This is a genomic window from Sphingopyxis sp. (genome assembly GCF_016463645.1).
In the GTDB taxonomy this organism is placed as follows: Bacteria; Pseudomonadota; Alphaproteobacteria; order Sphingomonadales; family Sphingomonadaceae; genus Sphingopyxis.
The window spans coordinates 1-20120 of sequence record NZ_JAEMQX010000071.1 but is presented as its reverse complement, the minus strand read 5'-3'; the positions used below and the strand labels follow the sequence as shown (position 1 = coordinate 20120).

At 65.0% G+C, this 20120-nt stretch carries 16 protein-coding genes; 12 read left to right on the top strand and 4 right to left on the bottom strand.

The features are described from left to right. The first annotated feature begins 104 nt into the window (after positions 1-104). The 3 genes from JHC57_RS14520 (at position 105) to JHC57_RS14510 (ending at position 3661) form a co-directional block, all read left to right on the top strand. A complete protein-coding gene (locus tag JHC57_RS14520) occupies positions 105-677 on the top strand; it encodes a methylated-DNA--[protein]-cysteine S-methyltransferase (protein WP_294030820.1) in 573 nt (190 codons plus the stop codon). Positions 678-746: 69 nt separating this feature from the next. Next, positions 747-3020: an FdhF/YdeP family oxidoreductase gene (locus JHC57_RS14515; RefSeq protein WP_294030819.1), complete on the top strand. Its 2274-nt coding sequence runs from the start codon at positions 747-749 to the stop codon at positions 3018-3020. 8 nt (positions 3021-3028) lie between these two features. Then, positions 3029-3661 carry a DUF1345 domain-containing protein gene (locus tag JHC57_RS14510; RefSeq protein ID WP_294030818.1) on the top strand — a complete coding sequence of 211 codons (633 nt, stop codon included), beginning with the start codon at positions 3029-3031 and terminating at the stop codon, positions 3659-3661. On the opposite strand, the gene JHC57_RS14505 is transcribed toward JHC57_RS14510, so the two are convergent. Further along, the gene (locus JHC57_RS14505) at positions 3656-4165 is read right to left on the bottom strand and encodes a molybdenum cofactor guanylyltransferase (RefSeq protein ID WP_294030816.1); all 510 of its coding nucleotides are present in this window, start codon (positions 4163-4165) and stop codon (positions 3656-3658) included. The two genes, JHC57_RS14510 and JHC57_RS14505, sit on opposite strands and share 6 nt — an antisense overlap. Then, on the bottom strand, positions 4162-4965 hold the full coding sequence (fdhD, locus tag JHC57_RS14500; protein WP_294030815.1) for a formate dehydrogenase accessory sulfurtransferase FdhD: 804 nt from the start codon (positions 4963-4965) through the stop codon (positions 4162-4164). Before fdhD ends, JHC57_RS14505 begins: the two co-directional genes overlap by 4 nt. Positions 4966-5047: 82 nt before the next feature. Here fdhD and JHC57_RS14495 point away from each other — a divergent pair, with 82 nt between their 5' ends. After that, positions 5048-5707, top strand: coding sequence for an MOSC domain-containing protein (locus tag JHC57_RS14495; protein WP_294030822.1), 660 nt, complete (start codon positions 5048-5050; stop codon positions 5705-5707). Here JHC57_RS14495 and JHC57_RS14490 read toward each other — a convergent pair. Further along, positions 5704-6600 (bottom strand): AraC family transcriptional regulator, encoded by an 897-nt coding sequence (locus JHC57_RS14490; RefSeq protein ID WP_294030814.1) that lies wholly within the window; start codon positions 6598-6600, stop codon positions 5704-5706. The two genes, JHC57_RS14495 and JHC57_RS14490, sit on opposite strands and share 4 nt — an antisense overlap. A gap of 93 nt (positions 6601-6693) precedes the next feature. On the opposite strand from JHC57_RS14490, the gene JHC57_RS14485 reads away from it, so the two are divergent. Continuing rightward, positions 6694-7431 (top strand): SDR family oxidoreductase, encoded by a 738-nt coding sequence (locus JHC57_RS14485; RefSeq protein ID WP_294030813.1) that lies wholly within the window; start codon positions 6694-6696, stop codon positions 7429-7431. A gap of 51 nt (positions 7432-7482) precedes the next feature. Here JHC57_RS14485 and glpD read toward each other — a convergent pair whose 3' ends face one another. Further along, the gene (glpD, locus tag JHC57_RS14480; RefSeq protein ID WP_294030812.1) at positions 7483-9033 is read right to left on the bottom strand and encodes a glycerol-3-phosphate dehydrogenase; all 1551 of its coding nucleotides are present in this window, start codon (positions 9031-9033) and stop codon (positions 7483-7485) included. Positions 9034-9216: 183 nt separating this feature from the next. Between glpD and zwf the strand changes: the two genes are divergently transcribed. The 7 genes from zwf to JHC57_RS14445 all read left to right on the top strand — a co-directional run. Beyond that, positions 9217-10620 carry a glucose-6-phosphate dehydrogenase gene (gene zwf / locus JHC57_RS14475; RefSeq protein WP_294030821.1) on the top strand — a complete coding sequence of 468 codons (1404 nt, stop codon included), beginning with the start codon at positions 9217-9219 and terminating at the stop codon, positions 10618-10620. Next, complete coding sequence (gene edd, locus JHC57_RS14470; RefSeq protein WP_294030811.1) at positions 10613-12454, top strand: phosphogluconate dehydratase; 1842 nt, start codon at positions 10613-10615, stop codon at positions 12452-12454. Before zwf ends, edd begins: the two co-directional genes overlap by 8 nt. Before the next feature lie 49 nt (positions 12455-12503). Beyond that, positions 12504-13127 (top strand): bifunctional 4-hydroxy-2-oxoglutarate aldolase/2-dehydro-3-deoxy-phosphogluconate aldolase, encoded by a 624-nt coding sequence (locus tag JHC57_RS14465; RefSeq protein ID WP_294030809.1) that lies wholly within the window; start codon positions 12504-12506, stop codon positions 13125-13127. Between the two features lie 67 nt (positions 13128-13194). After that, positions 13195-14769, top strand: coding sequence for an HAD-IB family hydrolase (locus JHC57_RS14460; protein ID WP_294030808.1), 1575 nt, complete (start codon positions 13195-13197; stop codon positions 14767-14769). Between the two features lie 3 nt (positions 14770-14772). Continuing rightward, positions 14773-17112, top strand: coding sequence for a glycerol-3-phosphate 1-O-acyltransferase (locus JHC57_RS14455; protein ID WP_294030807.1), 2340 nt, complete (start codon positions 14773-14775; stop codon positions 17110-17112). Next, a complete protein-coding gene (locus JHC57_RS14450) occupies positions 17113-18681 on the top strand; it encodes a wax ester/triacylglycerol synthase family O-acyltransferase (protein WP_294030806.1) in 1569 nt (522 codons plus the stop codon). A 24-nt stretch (positions 18682-18705) separates the two neighbouring features. Beyond that, the coding region (locus tag JHC57_RS14445; RefSeq protein ID WP_294030804.1) for a DUF3336 domain-containing protein at positions 18706-20120 on the top strand (1415 nt) is incomplete at its 3' end.

Sequence of the window (20120 nt, the reverse complement as noted above, 5' to 3'; positions counted from 1 at the left end):
GAGCACCCGCCTTCTAAGCGGGTGGTCGCAGGTTCGAATCCTGCCGGGCGCGCCACCACCGCCGAAGCATTGCAATTCGGCCGCAGCAGTCGAATATCACCGGCATGGCAAGGCGTACGGGATATCATCTTTTCGAAACCCCGGCGGGGTTCGTTGCACTCGGCTGGAACGAGCGCGGGATATCCGCCCTGCGGCTGCCCGCAGCCAATCCCGGGGAGTCCGAGCGCGCCCTGCTTCGCCGCTTGCCGGGCGCGGTGCGGACCGCGCCGCCGCACGCGGTGGGCGCGATCGCCCGTGATGTGGGGCGCTATTTCGCGGGCGACAGGATCGGCTTTGCCGGAGTGCCGGTCGACATCGGCGCGCAGGATCCGTTTTTCGAGCGGGTCTATCGCCTCGTGCGCGGACTGGGATGGGGCGAAACCACCACCTATGGCGCGGTCGCGAAGGAACTGGGCGTCGGCCCCGAATTCGCGCGCGACGTCGGCCAGGCGATGGCGCGGAATCCGGTCCCGCTCATCATTCCCTGCCACCGCGTCCTCGCGGCGGGCGGCCGTATCGGCGGCTTTTCCGCGCCCGGCGGCTCGCTGTCGAAGGCGCGCATGCTTGAACTCGAGGGGGTTGTGGCCGACGCGGCGCCGGCCCCGGCGGACAAGGCGCAGACCAGCTTCGATTTTTAGACGGTCGCCCGGCGCGCAGCGCCAAAGAGCGATGGATTAGCCGGAGCAGCTATGCTTTAATCCGCCGCGATGGCGCAGGATAAGCCCCGGTACAAAAGCTATTCCAGCCCCGCCGGCGGCTGGGGCGCCGCAGCGGCGACCGCGAAGGTCCTGCTCGAACAGAGCGTCGTGACCAAGGGCTCGCGCGCGCTACTGTCGATGAACCAGCCGGGCGGTTTCAAATGTCCGAGCTGCGCCTTTCCCGACGCGCATTGCACCAAGAAGCTCGAATTCTGCGAAAATGGCGCGAAGGCGCTCGCGCACGAGGCGACGAAATTCCGCGTCACGCGCGAATTTTTCGCGCAGCACGGCGTGACCGAGTTGATGGACCAGTCGGATTACTGGCTCGAGATGCAGGGCCGGCTGACCGAGCCGATGCGCTACGACGCCGCGACCGACCATTATGTGCCGGTGAGCTGGAACGATGCCTTCGCGTTGATCGGCGATCACCTGCGCGCGCTTGCCAGCCCGCACGAGGCCGAATTCTACACCTCGGGGCGCACCGCGAACGAGACGGCCTTTCTCTATTCGATCTTCGTGCGCGAGTTCGGCACGAACAATTTTCCCGACTGTTCGAACATGTGCCACGAACCGACAAGTCGCGGCCTTCCGCACTCGATCGGCATAGGCAAGGGCACGGTGATCCTCGAGGATTTCGATCATGCGGAGGCGATCTTCCTGATCGGCCACAATGCCGGCACCAACGCGCCGCGCATGATGACGCCGCTTGTCGAGGCGCGGAAACGCGGAGTGCCGATCGTCGCGGTCAACCCCATGCCCGAACGAGCGCTCATCAAATTCACCGAACCGCAGGACATCGTCCAGATGGCGACCTTCGGCTCGACCGAGATCAGCAGCGAATTCGTGCATATCAAGGTCGGCGGCGACCTCGCGCTGCTGAAGGGCATGATGAAAGTGCTGTTCGAGCGCGAGGCCGCGGGCGAGCCGGTGCTCGACCATGATTTCATTGCCGAACATACGTCGGGTTTCGAGGCGCTGAAGGCCGATATCGAAGCGCAGCACTGGCCCGATCTCGTCGCGGCGTCGGGGGTCGACGAGGCGCAGATCCGGCGCTGCGCCGAAATCTATATCCGCTCGGACGCGACGATCGTCTGCTACGGCATGGGGGTGACCCAACATCAGCAGGGATCGCAACTCGTCCAGCAGATCGCGAACCTGCTCCTCCTCAAGGGCAATTATGGCAAGCCCGGCGCGGGCATCTCGCCGATCCGCGGCCATTCGAACGTTCAGGGCGACCGCACGGTCGGCATCGACGAGAAACCGGGGCAGGCCTATCTCGACCGGGTCCGCGACGTCTTCGGTTTCGAACCACCGCGCGACCACGGTCATCATGCGGTCGAGTCGGTCGAGGCGATGCTCGCCGGCACGGCAAAGGTCTTCATCGGCCTCGGCGGCAACTTCGTCCGCGCGGTGCCCGACACTGAACGCTCCTATACCGCGATGCGAAAGCTCGAGCTCACCGTCGGGATCGCGACCAAGCTCAACCGCGGACATCTGGTCCACGGCAAGGACGCGCTGATCCTGCCTGTGGTCGCGCGTTCCGAACGCATCGAGACCGCGAAGGGCGAGCAGTTCGTCACGATCGAGGATTCGATGTCGAACGTCACCGCCTCGCGCGGCGTGCTCGACCCCGCGGGCGAGCATCTGATGCCCGAGACCGAAATCGTCTGCCGCATCGCGATGGCGACCTTGCCCGACAGCAAGGTCGATTGGGCCGCCTATATCGACGATTACGGCCTGATCCGTGACAAGATCGCGGCGGTATACCCGGAGCTCTACGAAGGCTTTTCGGAACGGATCAAGGCGCCGCTCGGCTTTCACCTCGACATTCCGCCACGCCGCCGCGTGTGGGCGACGCCGAACGGCAAGGCCAATTTTCTGATCCTCCCCGGACTCGCGGTCAACGCGCCGGTCGACGATCCCGCGATGCTTCGCCTCGCGACCGTGCGCTCGCACGACCAGTTCAACACGACGATCTACAGCTATAACGACCGCTATCGCGGCGTGTACAACGACCGCATGATCCTGTTCATGAACGCCGAGGACATCGCGGCGCGCGGGCTCGATGCGGGCGCGAAGGTCGCGCTCGAAACGATCGGCGCCGACGGCATCGCGCGGCGCGTCGACGGACTCACTATCATCGACTATCCCATGTCGCGTGGCTCGGTCGCGGGCTATTATCCCGAGCTGAACCCGCTGCTGCCGCTCGCCTTTTACGACAAGACCAGCGGCTGCCCCGCTGCGAAGTCGATCCCGGTGCGCGTCGTCGCGGTCGCGAACTGACGCGGCCGATGGCCGTCGGCAGGCATATCGCACCGGTCCGATTTCTGATCTTTCTCCTGGTGCTGCTTGTCTCGGCGGGCGCCGCCTCGTCGCTCGGCGCCGACCCGCGCGCGGCGTTCCTGATCGGCTTCGACGCCGCCGCGCTGATCTTCCTCTGCACGCTCGCGCCGCTGCTGCGCGCCGACGCCGACCAGATGCGGCGCCGCGCCGAGGACAATGACGCGAACCGCATCGGCCTGCTCGCGATCACCGTGCTGCTCTCGCTCGTCATCCTGTTCGCGGTGGGGACGCTGATCGCGAGCCCGGGCAAGCTTGACAGAGCCGATGTCATATTGATCGTCACGACGCTCGTCTTCGCGTGGCTGTTCGCGAACATGGTGTTCACGCTCCACTATGCGCATCTCTATTATCTGCAGAAGGACGGCCGCGATCAGCGCGGGATCGAGGTGCCGGGGGTGCGCGAGCCCGGCTACTGGGACTTTCTCTATTTCGCCTTCACGCTCGGCATGACCTTCCAGACGTCGGACGTCACTATATCCGGCGCGCATATGCGCCGCGTCGTGCTCGGCCACTGCATGGCGGCGTTCATCTTCAACATGGGCATATTGGCGTTCACCGTGAACGCCATCGGCGGGTCATGATCGGGCGAGGCGGTAGAGGTCGGCGCTGCTGTTGATATTCGGCGGCACGAAGTCGCTCTCGACCGGCCGTGCGCCGATCCGGCGGGCATAGGCCCTGACGGCGAGGTCGCTTCCATCCTCCAACATGATCTTGAGTTCGCTCAGCGATGCGATCGGCCACAGCCCGATCACCGGCTGCGTGTGCAGAAAGGTCGGTGCCGGTTCGAGCAGCGCCCGAAGACCATCGGGCAAACGAACGCAATCGACGGGCGCGGTCAGCACCTGATCGAATCCCCGATCCGCGGCATGGATCAACGCCCCCGCAATCCCGCCGAGCGGACCCATGTCGACACGCGGCCAATCGGCCACGTCGCCCCGGCCGACGACGATCACCGCATCGCAACACGAGCGCAGCGCCGCCACGGCATGGTCGAGCAAGCTCCGTCCATCGAGGATCGCCATCGCCTTGTCCGACCCGAAGCGGCGCGACCGCCCGCCCGCGAGCACCGCGCCCAGCGTCTTCACGCCATCATCCCGAGCGGATCGCTGATCACCAGCGCCGAATCGGTCCGCGCCAGCGCAACAAGCGTCAGTCCCGCCTGCACCGCGCGCTCGGCCGCAAGGCTCGTCGGCGCCGAGATGGTGACGAGCATCGGGCAGCCCGCGCGTACCGTCTTTTCAACGAGCTCGTAGCTGCACCGCGCCGACAGCAGGATAAAGCCAGCCCCGGTGTCGAGGCCTGCCCGCGCCATCGCCCCGATCAATTTGTCGAGCGCATTGTGCCGCCCGACATCTTCGCGCGCGAGCAGGATGGTGCCCTCGGGCGAGCAGAAGGCGGCGGCGTGTACTGCCCCGGTGGCGCGTCCGAGCGGCTGATGATCGCGCAACGCCGCGAGGGCCGCAGCAATCGCGGTGCGGTTGGTCCCGATGCGCGCAGTCACGGGTGGCAGCGGTCGCAGCACCTCCTCGATATTCTCGATCCCGCACAGCCCGCAGCTACTCTCGCTCACACGCTTGCGCGCGCGTTCGAGCGCAACCGCGTTGCGCTCGGGCGGCAACCATATCCGCAGCGCCCAGCCGCCCTCGATCTGCTGCGCATCGATGCGTCCGATCTGGGCAGCCGTTTCGACAAGCCCCTCGCCGAGCGCGAACCCTGTCGCATAATCTAACAGATCGGCGGGGGTCGCCATCATCACCGCATAGCCGATGCCGCCGACCTCGAGCGATATCGGCGTCTCGATCGGGATATTCCGGGTCAACAGCGCGTCGCCGGGCATCGCAAGCCCGAGCCGGCGGACGGGAAGGCCGATCATATCGTCACTCATCGCGGCACCCTAAACGATGGTCAGCCGCTTGTCGCGGGTCGGCGATTGCCATTTCGACCGCAAAGCCTATGCAATCGTCGGCATGCGCACCGAAATTCTCGCCGTCCTGCTGGGCAAGTCGCGTCCGTTTCGCGGCGATGAACCGAGCGCGATCGGCAAGTTGCCCGTCGTGGACGCGGTCGCGGTCGACGCGATGGGCCTCATCGGCGACGAACAGGCCGACCGCACCGTCCATGGCGGCATCGACAAGGCGATCCATCACTATCCCGCCGACCATTATGACTGGTGGCGCGATGAGCTCGGCGATGCGCCGCTGCTCGATGCGCCGGGTGCTTTCGGGGAGAATATCTCGACCACCGGTCTCGACGAACAGAATGTCTGTCTCGGCGACCGCTTTCGCCTCGGCACCGCGCTCGTCGAAGTCACGCAGGCGCGCCAGCCATGCTGGAAGCTCGATCATCGTTTTGGGACGAAGGGCGTCATGGCTGGCGTGGTCAGGACGCGGCGCTCGGGCTGGTATTATCGCGTGCTCGAACCCGGGGCGGTGCGCGCGGGCGACGCTCTCGAACTGGTCGAGCGGCCTTGGCCCGACTGGCCACTGGCCTCGCTCTTCGGCCTGCTGATCGGCGGCGAGGCGAAGGATCGTGTGGCGGACCTTCGCGCACTCCGCGATGTGCCGGCGCTCGCCGAAACATGGAAGGCGCGGCGCGCCAAGCTCGCAGGGCAGTTTGGCGCCGATTAGGCGGTCATCGCATAGCGTTTCGGCGGCAGCCCGACGTGGCGCGCGAAAGCGGTGCTGAACGCGCTCGCCGAACCATAGCCGACCTGGCTTGCGATCTCGTCGAGTTTGCCCGCGCGGCGGCGCAGCAGGTCTTTCGCGAGGTTCATGCGCCAGCCCTGCAGATATTCCATCGGCGGCACCCCGACCGTGCGTGCGAAGCGGTCGAAAAAGGCCGAGCGCGACAGCGCCGCCTCTTTAGCGAGCGCCGCCACCGTCCACGGCCGCGCGGGCGCTCCGTGAATCTGCCGGATCGCGGCCGCGAGACGGGGATCGCCGAGCCCGCGGAGCAGCCCCGGCGGCGCCTCGTCGCCCTCGACCGAGCGCAGTGCCTCGACGATCAGCACCTCGACAAGGCGCGATAGAATGAGATCGCATCCCGGCCGCTCCTCGCCCGCTTCCTCGCGCACCAGCCGGACGAGCGTCGTCAGCCGCTCGGCGCCGCGAAGATGGATGAGCGCCGGAAGCTGCGACACGAGCAGCGCGGCATCGGGCGATTCGAAGACGAAATAGCCGCCGAGCATGCGAACGTCGGCGTCGCCTTCCTGCCACCCGTGGCGTACCTCTCCGGTCAGCCCCGCCGCAGCCTGCGGGTCGACGAAGACCGGCTCGGCCGCCTCGAACCCCGACATGGTGAAGCCGGGGGTCGCGGGCAGGAAAACGAAGTCGCCCGCCTCGATCGTCACCGTATCGGCGCCGTCGACCGCGAGCCGGCAGCATCCCTCGATTACCGTGCAAAAGCCCGGATTGCCGAAATCGCCGTAGCGCACCGTCCATCTTCCGGCACCGCTGATAGCTTTCGCGAAGACCGTGCGCGGCCGCAGCAGTGCAATAAGATCGGACAGAGGATCGGTCATTTGGACTCTCTCGAATATAATATGGATCAAGAATTATAGATAGTCCGACATGCACCGTCTAGGCTCCTTTCGTCCACAGAGAAAGGAAGACCCATGAAAACCATCCTCATCACCGGCTGCTCGTCGGGCTATGGCCTGGAAACCGCGCGTCATTTCCATGCGCTCGGCTGGAACGTCGTGGCCACCATGCGCAAACCGCGCCGCGACCTCTTTCCCGCATCCGAACGGCTGCGCGTCGTCGCGCTCGACGTCACCGACATCGACAGCATCGCGCTCGCGTTCGAACTGGCGGGCCCGGTCGACGTGCTCGTCAACAACGCCGGGATCGGCCTGTTCGGCGCGCTCGAACATTCACCGCTGCAGAAGATCCGCGACATTTTCGAAACCAACACGCTCGGCACGATCGCGATGACGCAGGCGGCGATCCCGCAGATGCGCGAGCGCGGCTCGGGGGTCATCGTCAACATTACCTCGACGACGACGCTCGCGCCCTTTCCGCTCGCCGCGGCCTATACGGGCAGCAAGACCGCGATCCAGGGCTTTACCTGCAGCCTCGCGCACGAACTGCTGCCGCTCGGCATCGCCGTGAAACTGGTTGAACCGGGCTATGGCCCGACGACTGCCTTCGCGCAGAATACAGAGATCCGGCTCGAGGACGTGCTACCCGAACCTTATTGGTCCTACGCCGAACCGATCCTTGACGCGATGGCCGATCCGGCGCTGTTCACCACCGAGGCGGATGTCGCCAAGGCGGTGTGGCAGGCGGTGCATGACCAGAGCGAGGAGTCGCATTTTCCTGCGGGCGCCGACGCGCTCGCACTCCTCGGCTGACGCGACGCTTCACCCGCGCCAGCGCATGGAGCCGGCGATCTTCGATATGGATCAGCGATTCACCATATCGCCAACAAATTCGGCATCGGCCTGTCGTGCTTCGGCTGCGATGCGTTCAACATGGTCGGCGAGAAGCCCGGTTTCCGCGGGCGTGAAATGCAGCCCCAGCTTGCTACGCCGCCAGAGGACATCGTCGGTTGTGCGCGCCCACTCGTGCATCGCCATCCACCGGACCTCGGCGACGCTGAGCTCATGCGCGATTTCGCCTCCCAACGCATTCCAGTCGGCAGCATCCCCCAGCCAGCGCCGCGCATCGGTGCCATAGGCGCGGGCGATGCGGTCGACCGTCGCGGCGGCGAGAAAGGGATAGGCAAGCCTGTATTCCGCTTTTAGCCCCGCGAGACCGTCCGTCGCAAAATTGCCGCCGGGCAGCGCGGCCTTTCCGGTCCAGCGTTTGCCCGACAGCGCGGGGATGTGATCCGCCAGTTCGTCGACGGCTTCTTCGGCAACATGGCGGTAACTGGTGATCTTGCCGCCATAGATGGTGAGCAGCGGCGCGCCTTCGTCCATGTCGATGTCGATGCGATACCCGCGCGTCGCAGCTTCGGGGCGGCCCGACCCGTCCTCGATCAGCGGGCGGACGCCCGAATAGGTCCAGACGACATCGACGGGGATGACGGCGGTGCGGAAATAGAGGCTCGCGCCTTCGCAGAGATAGGCGATTTCCTCGTCGCTTGCCTTCGCCTCGCTGGCCGGCCCGTCATGATCCTGATCGGTGGTGCCGATCAGCGTGAAGTCGCGTTCATACGGAATGGCGAAGAAGATGCGCCCGTCGGGAAGCTGGAAGAAATAGGCATAGTCGTGATCGAAGATCTTGCGCACGACGATATGCGACCCGCGCACGAGGCGCATCTGATGATCGGGCTCGGCGTCGGCGCGCTTGAGCAGGTCGAGCACCGCGGGTCCTGCCGCATTGACGATGCTGCGACCCGTGAAACGGTATCGATGTCCCTGATCGTCGCTTGCATCGACGATCCACAGCCCGTCCTCGCATCGCAGCATTTCGGCGCGGGTCCGCGTGCGGATTCGTGCGCCACGATCGGCGGCATCGCGCGCATTGAGCGCAACCAGCCGCGCGTCGTCGACCCAGCCGTCCGAATATTCGAAACCCTTGATATATTGCGGCTGCAGCGGCCGGCCCGCGGCATGGCGGCGCAGATCGATCGAGCGCGTCGCAGGCAGCTTCCTGCGCCCGCCGATATGGTCGTAAAGGAAGAGGCCCAGCCGCAGCAGCCAGCGCGGACGCAGCCCGTCGCGATAGGGCAGCACGAAGCGCAGCGGGCGAATGATATGCGGCGCGATGCCCCACAATATCTCGCGCTCCTTGAGCGCCTCGCGCACGAGGCCGAACTCATAATGTTCGAGGTAGCGCAGCCCGCCGTGAATCAGCTTGGTCGATTTCGACGAGGTACCTTCGGCAAGGTCGTTCGCTTCGAGCAATAGCACGCGGGCGCCGCGCCCGGCGGCGTCGCGTGCGACGCCGGCGCCATTGACACCGCCGCCGATGACGATGACATCATAGGGAATGGGCTTGTCGGACATGGCGAATTCCTATGGCAAGCTTGTCGGATTTGCCAAGCGCGGACATCGTATGCGGCCTACGTATGCGCGTTGCATTCGCCGGGTGCATACTCCAACCCGGAAAAACCATCCAAGGGGACCAAAGTGAGCGTGAAAGTCGAGACCCTGATCCTGTTCGGCGCTACGGGCGACCTCGCGCAGCGCATGCTCTTTCCCTCGCTCTACAATCTTCATGTCGACGGACTGCTCGAGGACGCGCTGACGATCGTCGCCTCGGGGCGTTCGAAAATGGATCGCGCTGCGTGCCACGACATGGTGACCAAGGCGCTGACCGACCACCTTCCGGAAGACCGGCTCGATGACGGCGAGATTGCGGGCTTCCTCGAGAGGATCGACTATTGCCCTGTCGATGCTGGCGCGGGGATCGGTTACGACGCACTGGCAGCGCAGCTCGGCGATCGGCTCGGCCGCCCGATCGGTGCCTATCTTTCTACTCCGCCGTCGATGTTCGGTCCGATCGCGCAGGGCCTCAAGGCCGCGAACATCGCCTGCGCCGAATGCCGCATCGCGATGGAAAAGCCGATCGGCCACGATCTCGCCTCGTCGCGCGAGGTCAATGCCGAGGTCGGCGACGCCTTTGCCGAAGACCGCGTGTTCCGCATCGACCATTATCTCGGCAAGGAAACGGTCCAGAACCTGCTCGCGCTGCGCTTTGCCAACATGCTCTTCGAGCCGCTGTGGAATGCGCAGGCGATCGACCATGTCCAGATCACCGTCGCCGAGACTGTCGGGCTCGAAGGCCGCGTCTCCTATTATGACGGCGTCGGGGCGCTCAAGGACATGGTGCAGAACCATATGCTCCAGTTGCTCGCGATCATCGCGATGGAGCCGCCCGCGAGCGTTTCGTCGACCGCGGTGCGCGACGAGAAGGTCAAGCTGCTCCGCTCCCTGCGCAAGATGAGTGCCGAGGATGTGAAGTCGCATAGCGTGAAGGGGCAATATACGAGCGGCGCGGTCAATGGCGGAGCGGTCGCGGGCTATGCCGACGAGCTCGGCAATCCGTCGAACACCGAAACCTTCGTCGCGCTGAAGGCCTTTATCGACAATTGGCGCTGGAAGGGCGTGCCCTTCTATCTGCGCACCGGCAAGCGCATGCCGCAGCGCAAGTCGGAGGTGCTGATCCAGTTCAAGCCGGTGCCGCACAATATCTTCGCGCGCGTCGGCGCGGGCAAGCTCGATGCGAACAGCATGATCATCAACCTGCAGCCCGAGGAGAATATCCGCGTCAAGGTGATGGCGAAACAGCCGGGCCTCGACCGCGACGGCGTGAAGCTGAAAGAAGTGACGATGGACGTCTCGCTCTCGCACAGCTTTGCCGGCGAGCGGCGGCGCATCGCATATGAGCGCCTGCTGCTCGATTTCATCGAGGGCGACCAGACGCTGTTCGTGCGTCGCGACGAGGTGGAGGCACAGTGGCAGTGGATCGATTCGATCCGCGACGCATGGGCGGCGGTCGACATGGCGCCGCAGAACTACACGGCGGGAAGCTGGGGGCCGTCGAGTGCAATCGCGCTGATCGAGCGCGACGGAGCGAGTTGGCATGACTGATCTGAACCCCGTAATCGCGAAGGTTACCGACCGCATTGTCGAGCGGAGCCGTCCGCGCCGTGCCGCCTATCTGGACCTCATGGACCGCCAGCGCGAGGCGGGCACCAACCGCGGCAATCTGTCGTGCGGCAATCTTGCGCATGGCTTCGCCGCGTCAGGCGAGGACAAGCCGATGATCCGCACCGGCGCGGCGATGAACATCGGCATCGTCACGAGCTATAACGATATGCTCTCGGCGCATCAGCCGTACGGACGCTACCCCGAGCAGATCAAGCTGTTCGCGCGCGAAGTCGGCGCCACCGCGCAGGTCGCGGGCGGGGTTCCCGCGATGTGCGACGGCGTGACGCAGGGGCAGGCGGGCATGGACCTGTCGCTGTTCAGCCGCGACAATATCGCGCAGGGCACCGCGATCGCATTGAGCCATGCGATGTTCGAGGGCGCGCTGTTGCTCGGCATCTGCGACAAGATCGTCCCCGGGCTGCTGATCGGCGCGCTGCGTTTCGGCCATTTGCCGCAGATACTGATCCCCGCCGGACCGATGCCCTCGGGTCTCGCGAACAAGGAAAAGCAGCGCGTCCGCCAGCTTTATGCCGAGGGCAAGGCGACCCGCGACGAACTTCTCGAAGCCGAGGCGGCAAGCTATCACGGCGCGGGTACCTGCACCTTCTACGGCACCGCGAACAGCAACCAGATGATGATGGAGCTGATGGGACTGCATATCCCGGGCAGCGCCTTCATCAATCCCGGCACGAAACTACGGCAGGAACTGACGCGCGCCGCGACGCACCGCATCGCGCAGATCGGCTGGGACGGCGACGATTATCGCCCGCTCGCGCGCTGTATCGATGAAAAGGCGATCGTCAACGCCGCGATCGGGCTGCTCGCGACCGGCGGTTCGACGAACCATGCGATCCACCTGCCCGCGATCGCGCGTGCGGCGGGGATCATTATCGACTGGCAGGACTTCGACGAGCTCAGCCATGCGGTGCCTTTGCTCGCGCGCGTTTATCCGAACGGTGCGGGCGATGTGAACAATTTCCACGCGGCGGGCGGCATCGGCTATGTCGTGCGCGAACTGCTCGGTGCCGGCTTGCTGCACGGTGACGTGCTGACGGTCGGCGGAACGATGGGCGACTATGCCGCCGAGCCCGTGCTCGTGAACGACGAGCTCCACTGGCAGGCAGCCGCCGCCGAAAGCCGCGACGATAGCATGCTGCGCCCCGTCGCTGCGCCCTTTTCGCCCGATGGCGGGATGCGGCTGCTCGCGGGCAATCTCGGTCGCGCGATCATCAAGACCAGCGCGGTCGCCGAGGATCGCTGGACCATCGAGGCGCCATGCCGGATCTTCGACGACCAGAACCAGGTGCTGACCGCGTTCAAGGCGGGCGAGCTTGAACGCGATGTCGTCGTCGTCGTCCGCTTTCAGGGGCCCCGCGCGAACGGCATGCCCGAACTGCACAAGCTGACCCCGGCGCTCGGCGTGCTGCAGGACAAGGGCTTCCGGGTCGCGCTGCTCACCGACGGACGCATGTCGGGCGCCAGCGGCAAGGTGCCCGCGGTGATCCATCTTTCGCCCGAGGCGCTGCCCGGTCCTGACGGCGTCAGCGGTCCGCTCGCCTATCTTCAGGACGGTGACGTCGTGCGCGTTTGCGCCGTGAACGGTGAGGCGGTCGCGCTCGTCGACGAAGCCGAATGGGCTGCGCGCAAGCCCGCCGCTGCGCCGCCGCCAGCGGTTGGCGTCGGGCGCGAGCTGTTTGCGCTTTTTCGTCACCACGCCGACGAGGCCGAAAAGGGCGGATCGGCAGTGCTCGCGGCGATGGAAATGGTCGTCTGACCCGATTGTTGCGCCGTTCAGGCAAATTTGAATCTGGAATGGAGTGAATATGTCCGACAGCGGTATCGAGCAGATCATGCGCATCGCCCCCGTTATCCCGGTGATCGTCATCGACCGCGTCGAGGATGCCGTGCCGATGGCCGAGGCGCTCGTCGCGGGCGGTCTCAAGGTGCTCGAAGTGACAATGCGCACTGCAGCGGCGCTCGATGCGATCCGGGCGATGAAGGCGGTGCCCGGCGCCGTCGTCGGTGCCGGAACAGTGCTTAATTCCCGGATGCTCCAGGATGCGATCGACGCGGGCTCCGAATTCATCGTCTCGCCCGGTCTCACCGACAGTCTCGGCGAGGCCGCGGTTGCAAGTGGCATTCCGTTTCTGCCGGGCGTCGCCAACGCGTCGAACATCATGGCGGGACTCGACCTCGGGCTCGACAGCTTCAAATTCTTTCCCGCCGCGACAAGCGGGGGCATCCCGGCGCTGAAGGCGCTCGCAGGTCCCTTCGGCGGGATCAATTTCTGCCCGACAGGCGGCATCAGCCCCGCGACCGTACCCGAATGGCTCGCGCTGGATCCCGTGCTCTGCGTCGGCGGCAGCTGGGTCGTTCCGTCGGGGCCGCTCGACCCGGTACGGGTCGAAGCGCTGGCGCGCGAGGCATCGGCGCTTTCGGGCCATTGATTAACCCCATTTTACCTGTCATCGTCCAGGGATAAGCGGCAATATAGCTGCCTGTGGGGAGATCGCTGTGCCACGACCACAGCCGCACCTGGAAGAAGTTCTCGCGTCCGAACCCGGACCGCATATCGCCGCGCTCTTCGATTTCGACGGGACTATCATCTCGGGCTATTCGGCCACTGCGATGCTGCGCGAAAAATTCCAGCGCCGCGAAATGTCGGTCGAGGAAATCGCCGAAACCGCGCAGGTCATCGCGCAGCACAGCCTCGGCACCATCGGTTTCTCGGGCCTGATGTCGGGCGCCGCCAAATTCATGAAGGGCGTCGACGAGGAAAGCTTCATCGAGTTCGGCGAGGAGCTCTACAAAAAGCATATCGCGCGCAAAATCTATCCCGAAACGCGTGCGATCATCGAAGCGCATCAGGCAAAGGGACACCGCGTCGCGATCATCTCGTCGGCGACGATCTACCAGATCGAGCCGACCGCGCGCGACCTCGGCATCACCGACATCAAATGCTCGGCCTACGAGATCGAAAACGGCGTGTTTACGGGCGAGATCGTCCGTCCGCTCTGCTTCGGCGAGGGCAAGGTGCTCGCCGCCGAGGAACTCGCCGCCGAATATGGCCTCGATCTCGACCAGAGCTTTTTCTATTCGGACAGCGACGACGATATCGAACTCCTCGAACGCGTCGGCAAACCGCGCCCGCTCAACCCGAATTTGAAACTCAAGGCGATCGCCGAGGAAAACGGCTGGCCGGTGCAGCGTTTCGGCAGCCGCGGGACGCCGTCGTGGGTCGACTACACGCGTACCATCTACGCGACCGGCTCGCTCGTCGGCGCCTTCGCGGCGGGCCTACCGATATGGGCGCTGACGCGCTCGCAGCGCGAGGCGGCGAATTTCTCGATCGGGCTGTTCGGCGACTTCGCGACCGCGATCACCGGGGTCGAGCTGGAGGTCGAGGACGAGAAGAATCTCTGGTCGTCGCGCCCGTGCGTCTTCATCTTCAACCATCAGAGCAAGGCGGACGTGATGATCCTCGCCAAGCTTATCCGCCGCGACATGGGCGGGGTGGGGAAAAAGGAAATCAAGGATATCCCCATCCTCGGCAAGCTGATGGAATGGGGCGGCACCGTCTTCGTCGATCGTGCCGACGGCAAGAGCGCGATCAAGGCGATGGAGCCGCTGGTCGATGCGATCCGCGTCGAAGGCAAGTCGATCTGCATATCGCCCGAAGGTACGCGCAGCCTGACGCCGAAGCTGGAACCGTTCAAGAAGGGCGCGTTTCACCTGGCGATGCAGGCGGGGGTGCCGATCGTCCCGATCGTGATTCATAATGCGACCGATGTCGCACCGAAGAACGAGTTCGTGATGCGCCCCGCGACGGTGCGCGTTACCGTGCTGCCGCCGGTCGATACTTCGAAATGGAGCCCGCGGACGATCAACAACCATGTCCGCGATGTGCGGAACATGTTCCTGCGTACGCTCGGTCAGCCCGAGGAAAACGTTGTGGAGTCGGTAGCGACCGGGGCTCCGCCAGAGCCAAAAGCCGGCAAGCCGAAAAAGGCGGCCGAAAAGAAACCTTCCGCGAAGAAGAAGGCACCGGCAAAAAAGCCCACCGCCGCCCGCAAGGGAAAGACCGGCTAAGCGGTGGCCGACGGAACGCCCCGCACCCCGATCGTGGCGGAGCAGGCGGCCGACCGGCTCTATATCATCGACGCGCGTAACGGGGTCGAGCGGCGCATATTGCTCGATTGGATCCATTCGACGAGCGGCGATGACGAGCCGGTTTGGGCAAGCCTCGACATCGAGGATGGCGACCATGCGCTGCCGATCGACGTACTCCAGACACGGCTTGGCGGAGCGCCTTCGCGACAGGTTGTGCCGCTGCGCGTCGCGTGGCGCATTCCGGGTTTCGACAAGGACCGCGCGCTCAAATTCCGCCATCTGATCTTCGGCGATCCGCGCCATCCGGGACCGCTGCGCGCGCGGCTGATCCTGCTTCGCGATCGGCGCCGCGCGCAGATATTGGTCGGCGCGGCGGCGACGCTCGACACGCTTCGCGACCGTTTTTGTGCGCAGACCGGCGGCGGCGATGGCGAAGGGACGGACAGCCCCGAATTCGCGGGGTTCGTCGCGCGGCAGGCGGCGCTCGCGCTCGACGTCGCCGAGCGCGGTATCCGGGGAACACGATACAAGGTGCCGCGCTTCGTCGCCGATGGCCTGCGCACCAGCCCCAAATTCCGCGCCGCGCTCGCTGATCTTGCGGAGAAGACGGGCCGCCCGGTCGGCGATCTCTATCGCGAGGCGCGGCCGCTGATGAAGGAGGTCATCGCGCGGCCGTCGGCGCTTTTTCTCGATCTTCGCGCACGTCTCGACCGCATGATGTTCGGCGGCTATGCGCCCGAGATGGAGATCGATGCTACTGAGCTATTGAAATTACGCGGTATTTTACGCGAGCATCCGACCGCGATCCTCTTCACGCACAAGACCTATATCGACGGCGCGACGCCGAGCCGGCTGACCTATGAAAAGGATATGCCGATGCTGCACAGCTTCGGCGGCGCGAACCTCGATTTCGCGATCATGGGCGAATTCTTCCGCCGATCGGGGATGATATTCATCCGTCGCAGCTTTCAGGACCAGCCGGTCTACAAGCTCGTGTTGCGCCACTATATCGCATGGCTGCTCGCGAAGCGCTTCCCCCTCTCCTGGGCGTTCGAGGGAACGCGCTCGCGGCTCGGCAAGCTGATGCCGCCCAAATATGGCCTGATGAAATATGTACTCGACGCGGCGCACGCGACGGGCACGCGCGGCGTGCATTTCGTACCCTTCGTCACCAGTTTCGACCTGATCCGCGACGTCGAGGAATATGCAGCCGAGCAGACGGGGCGGAACAAGAAGCCCGAGAGCCTGTCGTGGTTCATCGGTTACATGAAGAGCCTGAAGGAACCTTCGGGGCGAATCCGGCTCGACATCGGCGAGCCGGTCGTCATCGATACCGCGCCGGGCCCCGACGACAGGCGCGCTCTCGAGCAGATCGCCTTCGCGGTCGCGGTCGAGGCGAACCGCGTCACCCCGCTCACCGTGACCTCGGTGATGTGCCTGATCCTGCTCGGCATGGCGCCGCGCGGCGCGACCTCGGCTGAACTTCTGGGCGCCATCGGCGCGGTGACCGACTGGGCACGGGCGCGCGGCATCAGACTCAGCAAGGAACTCGAAAGCGGCGACGATGCGGCGCTTTCCACCACCGTCGACACGCTCGTCGCGAGCGGGCTGCTCGCGCGCTACGAGGCGGGCAGCGAGAATGTCTATTCGATCGACCCCGCCAAGCATCCGATGGCGAGCTATTATCGCAACATCATCGCGCATCATTTCCTCGACCGCGCGATGGTCGAGCTGGCGCTGTTCGAACTGCGCGATGCCGACAGCGGCGACGCGACTGCCGCCTTCTGGGCGAAGATCGATCGGCTGCGCGACCTGTTCAAATTCGAATTCTTCTACCCGCCGCGCGAGGAGCATCGTGCTGCGATCGAGGCCGAGCTCGCGCGCATCGATCCCGTATGGGATCGCCGCCTCGCGAGCGGCGATCGCGGCATCGCGCAGCTTCTCCGCCGCTGCCAGCCGGTGGTCGGCCATGCCATCCTTCTGCCCTTTGCAGAGGCCTATTCGGTCGTCGCCGAGCAGCTCGCGCGTGCGAAGCCCGGCGATGCGGTCGACGAAAAGGCGCTGCTCGACGCGGCGCTGGTCGAGGGGCGGCAGGCCTGGCTGCTCCGCCGGATCAGCAGCGAGGCGGCGATCGGCAAATTGCTCTTCGCCAACGGCCTGTCGCTGATGCGCCACATGGGGCTCGCCGAGGAAGCGACGCCGGTCAGTCTTGCCGCGCGCCGCGCGTTGCTGATGGAACTGCGCGGCCTCGCCAACGTCATGGAAACGATGCGGCTTTCGACCGTCGCGCTCGCCGACCGCTTGCCGGGTTCAGGAGGATAAATGCTCAAACAGCTCAGCGCGCAGGACGCCCAGTTCCTCTACACGCAGACCGCGAACAATCTGACGCACATCATGGGGGTCTATATCTACGATCCCTCGACCGCGCCGGGCGGTTTCGTGCGGTTCAAGGATATCATCCGCCACGTCGAAAGCCGCGTCGACACCTCGCCGCTCTTCAAGCGCCGCCTCCACCGCCTGCCGTTCGACATGGACCATCCCTATTGGGTCGAGGACGAGCATTTCGATATCGAAGCGCATATGAGCCACGCGCGGCTACCCGAGCCCGGTGACTGGCGGCAGTTCTGCATCGCGGTCGCGCGCTGGTTCTCGAAGCCGATGGATATGAACCGCCCGCTCTGGGACATCTATATCATCGAGGGGCTCGACCGCATCCCCGGCATCCCGAAAGGAAGCTTCGCGATGCTCCACCGCGTCCACCACGCCGCGGTCGACGGCGCGTCGGGCGCGCACGCTTTCATCGCGATGAGCGATATCGACGCGAAGGGCACGCCCGCGATCGCCGAGCCGCCGCCGGTCGAGGAACTCGGCAAGGCACCATCGAGCACCGAGGCGGTTTCGCGCGCCTGGTCGGCGTCGATGCAGTCGCCGGTGAAGTTCATGAACGCGCTGATGAAGATGTCGCCCGCGATCATCTCGTCGGCGCGCAAGTCGATTTCCGAGGGCGGGATGACCGCGGGCGTCCCCGAGACGCGCTTCAATGTGGCCGTAGGTCCGCACAAGATGTTCGATGCGACGACGGTCGCGCTCGCCGATGTCTCCGAAATCCGCAAGAAGGTCCCGGGCGCAACGGTCAACGACGTTGTCCTGACGACCGTCGGCGGCGCGCTGCGCAAATATCTCCAGAAGCATAAGGAACTGCCGAAGGAGAGCCTTGTCGCGGTCGCGCCGATCAACCTGCGTGGGAAAGGCGGCAAGGCGTCGACGCCGGGTAATCAGGTGTCGGCGATGAGCGTGCCGATCCGTACCGATATCGCGGGACCGCTCGAACGGCTCGCGGCGATCCGCGACTATACGGTCGAGGCGAAGGAAGCCAAAGCGGGCGTCAGCGCGCGGATCATGACCGATCTGTCGCAGCATATTCCGGGCGCGACGATGGCGGCAGTCGCGCGGCTCGTCACCAGCGAGCGCTTCGCAGTACGTGGAACCAACCTCTTCATCTCGAACGTGCCGGGCGCGCAGGTGCCGCTCTACCTCGCGGGCGCGCAACTCGTGCAGCAGCACGGCATGGCGCCGCTCGCGAACAATATGGGGCTGTTCGTCGCGACCCCGAGCTACAATGGCCGCATCGCCTTTTCGATCATCGGTGAACGCTCGATCATGCCCGACATCGCCTTTTTCCGCGAATGCATCGACGAAAGTTTCGCCGATTTGATGGCGGCGGCGCCAAAGCCTGAAGAGCCGAAAGCCGCTACGGCAAAGCCGAAGTCTCCCCCGAAGCAAGTTGTAAAGCCCAAGGCGAAACCGAAAGCGGCGCCCCGAACTGCGACAAAGAGCAGGGTGAAACCGGTTGCTAAAGCGAACGCAACCGGCAAGACTCGCAAAAAATAAACCATGCTCTCGCAGGATTACCGAATGCTCTTCACCCCGACGCTCAGCGCCGACCGCGATCTGGTGACCGCGCCCGATTATGCCGCCTGGACCAAAGCGGCGCACGAGCACGACCGGAAATCGGGGATGCAGGCTTGGCGCGACGCCGACGAGAGCAAGCATTTCGATTACAAGGCCATTCGGGCAAGGCTCGAAAAGCTGCGCAAGCTGTCCGCTGCGGGTGACGTCAAGGGGCTGCTCTTCGTGCTCAACGAGGGCATCCATGGCAATATCGACGGCATGGGGCACGAGCGGCTCTATCAGAAGGCGCGTTTCGGCACGAAAAGGCTGATCGAGGATTATGTCGCCGAGGTTGTCGTCTCGCTCGACAAGATCGCCGCCGCGCGTAGCATCGGCCGCGAGGAAAAGCGCGATTTCTTCCGCCGTGCGCAGCATTGCTACGGCCGCTCGGCGCTGCTGCTTTCGGGCTCGGGCAGCTTTCTCTTCTTCCATATCGGGGTGGTGAAGGCGCTGTGGGAAGCGGGCGTACTGCCCTCGATCCTGTCGGGTGCGAGCGGCGGGTCGATCGTCGCCGCGATGGTCTGCACGCGCGCCGACAAGGAGATCGGCGCCTATCTCGACCAGCGCAAGCTCGCCAATCCGGCGGTGCGCGGCGACCATCGGCGGCTTGCGGCGGAAGAGGTCGCGGCGCGCCTTGCCGAACTGATCCCCGACCTCACTTTTCAGGAGGCCTATGAGGTCAGCGGGCGGCACCTCAACGTCTCGGTCGCGCCCGCCGAAAAGCATCAGAACGGCCGGCTGCTCAACGCGATCACCGCACCCAATGTGCTGATCCGCGAAGCGGTACTCGCATCGTGCGCGGTGCCCGGCGTCTTCCCGCCCGTCATGCTGATGGCGCGCGACGATGCAGGCAACCGCGTACCCTATCAGCCCGACCGGCGGTGGGTCGACGGGTCGGTGACGCACGATATCCCGACGCGGCGTCTTGAACGTCTTTATGGCGTCAACCACCATATCGTCAGTCAGGCGAACCCGATCGCGCTGCCCTTCGCAACCGATACGCGCAAACAGATGGCGCCGATCGAGGCGATCCAGCATGCTTCGATGACGACGTTCAAGGCGTGGCTCAACGTCAATATGGTGATCTTTCAGAAGCCGCTCGAACTGATCCCGCCGCTCAACAGCGTCGCCAATCTCGCGCGCTCGGTGATCAACCAGGAATATACGGGTGACATCAACATCATCCGCCCGCCCAAATTCTGGTCGCCGGCCAAGATCCTCTCCGATCTGGGGCAGGAGGATATCGACGAGCTGATCGACACCGGCATGCGTACCGCGTGGCCAAAGATCGAGATGGTGCGAACGCAGACCGCGATCAGCCGTGCGCTCGAGGCGATCCTCGCGAAGATCGACAAGGCGGGCGACGATGGCCCCGGCCA

Excerpts from the sequence above, each read along its gene's own strand:
- JHC57_RS14520 (WP_294030820.1), top strand. The coding sequence starts at position 105 with ATGGCAAGGCGTACGGGATATCATCTTTTCGAAACCCCGGCGGGGTTC.
- JHC57_RS14515 (WP_294030819.1), top strand. The coding sequence starts at position 747 with ATGGCGCAGGATAAGCCCCGGTACAAAAGCTATTCCAGCCCCGCCGGC.
- JHC57_RS14510 (WP_294030818.1), top strand. The coding sequence starts at position 3,029 with ATGGCCGTCGGCAGGCATATCGCACCGGTCCGATTTCTGATCTTTCTC.
- fdhD (WP_294030815.1), bottom strand. The coding sequence starts at position 4,965 with ATGAGTGACGATATGATCGGCCTTCCCGTCCGCCGGCTCGGGCTTGCG.
- JHC57_RS14495 (WP_294030822.1), top strand. The coding sequence starts at position 5,048 with ATGCGCACCGAAATTCTCGCCGTCCTGCTGGGCAAGTCGCGTCCGTTT.
- JHC57_RS14490 (WP_294030814.1), bottom strand. The coding sequence starts at position 6,600 with ATGACCGATCCTCTGTCCGATCTTATTGCACTGCTGCGGCCGCGCACG.
- JHC57_RS14485 (WP_294030813.1), top strand. The coding sequence starts at position 6,694 with ATGAAAACCATCCTCATCACCGGCTGCTCGTCGGGCTATGGCCTGGAA.
- glpD (WP_294030812.1), bottom strand. The coding sequence starts at position 9,033 with ATGTCCGACAAGCCCATTCCCTATGATGTCATCGTCATCGGCGGCGGT.
- zwf (WP_294030821.1), top strand. The coding sequence starts at position 9,217 with ATGCTCTTTCCCTCGCTCTACAATCTTCATGTCGACGGACTGCTCGAG.
- edd (WP_294030811.1), top strand. The coding sequence starts at position 10,613 with ATGACTGATCTGAACCCCGTAATCGCGAAGGTTACCGACCGCATTGTC.
- JHC57_RS14465 (WP_294030809.1), top strand. The coding sequence starts at position 12,504 with ATGTCCGACAGCGGTATCGAGCAGATCATGCGCATCGCCCCCGTTATC.
- JHC57_RS14450 (WP_294030806.1), top strand. The coding sequence starts at position 17,113 with ATGCTCAAACAGCTCAGCGCGCAGGACGCCCAGTTCCTCTACACGCAG.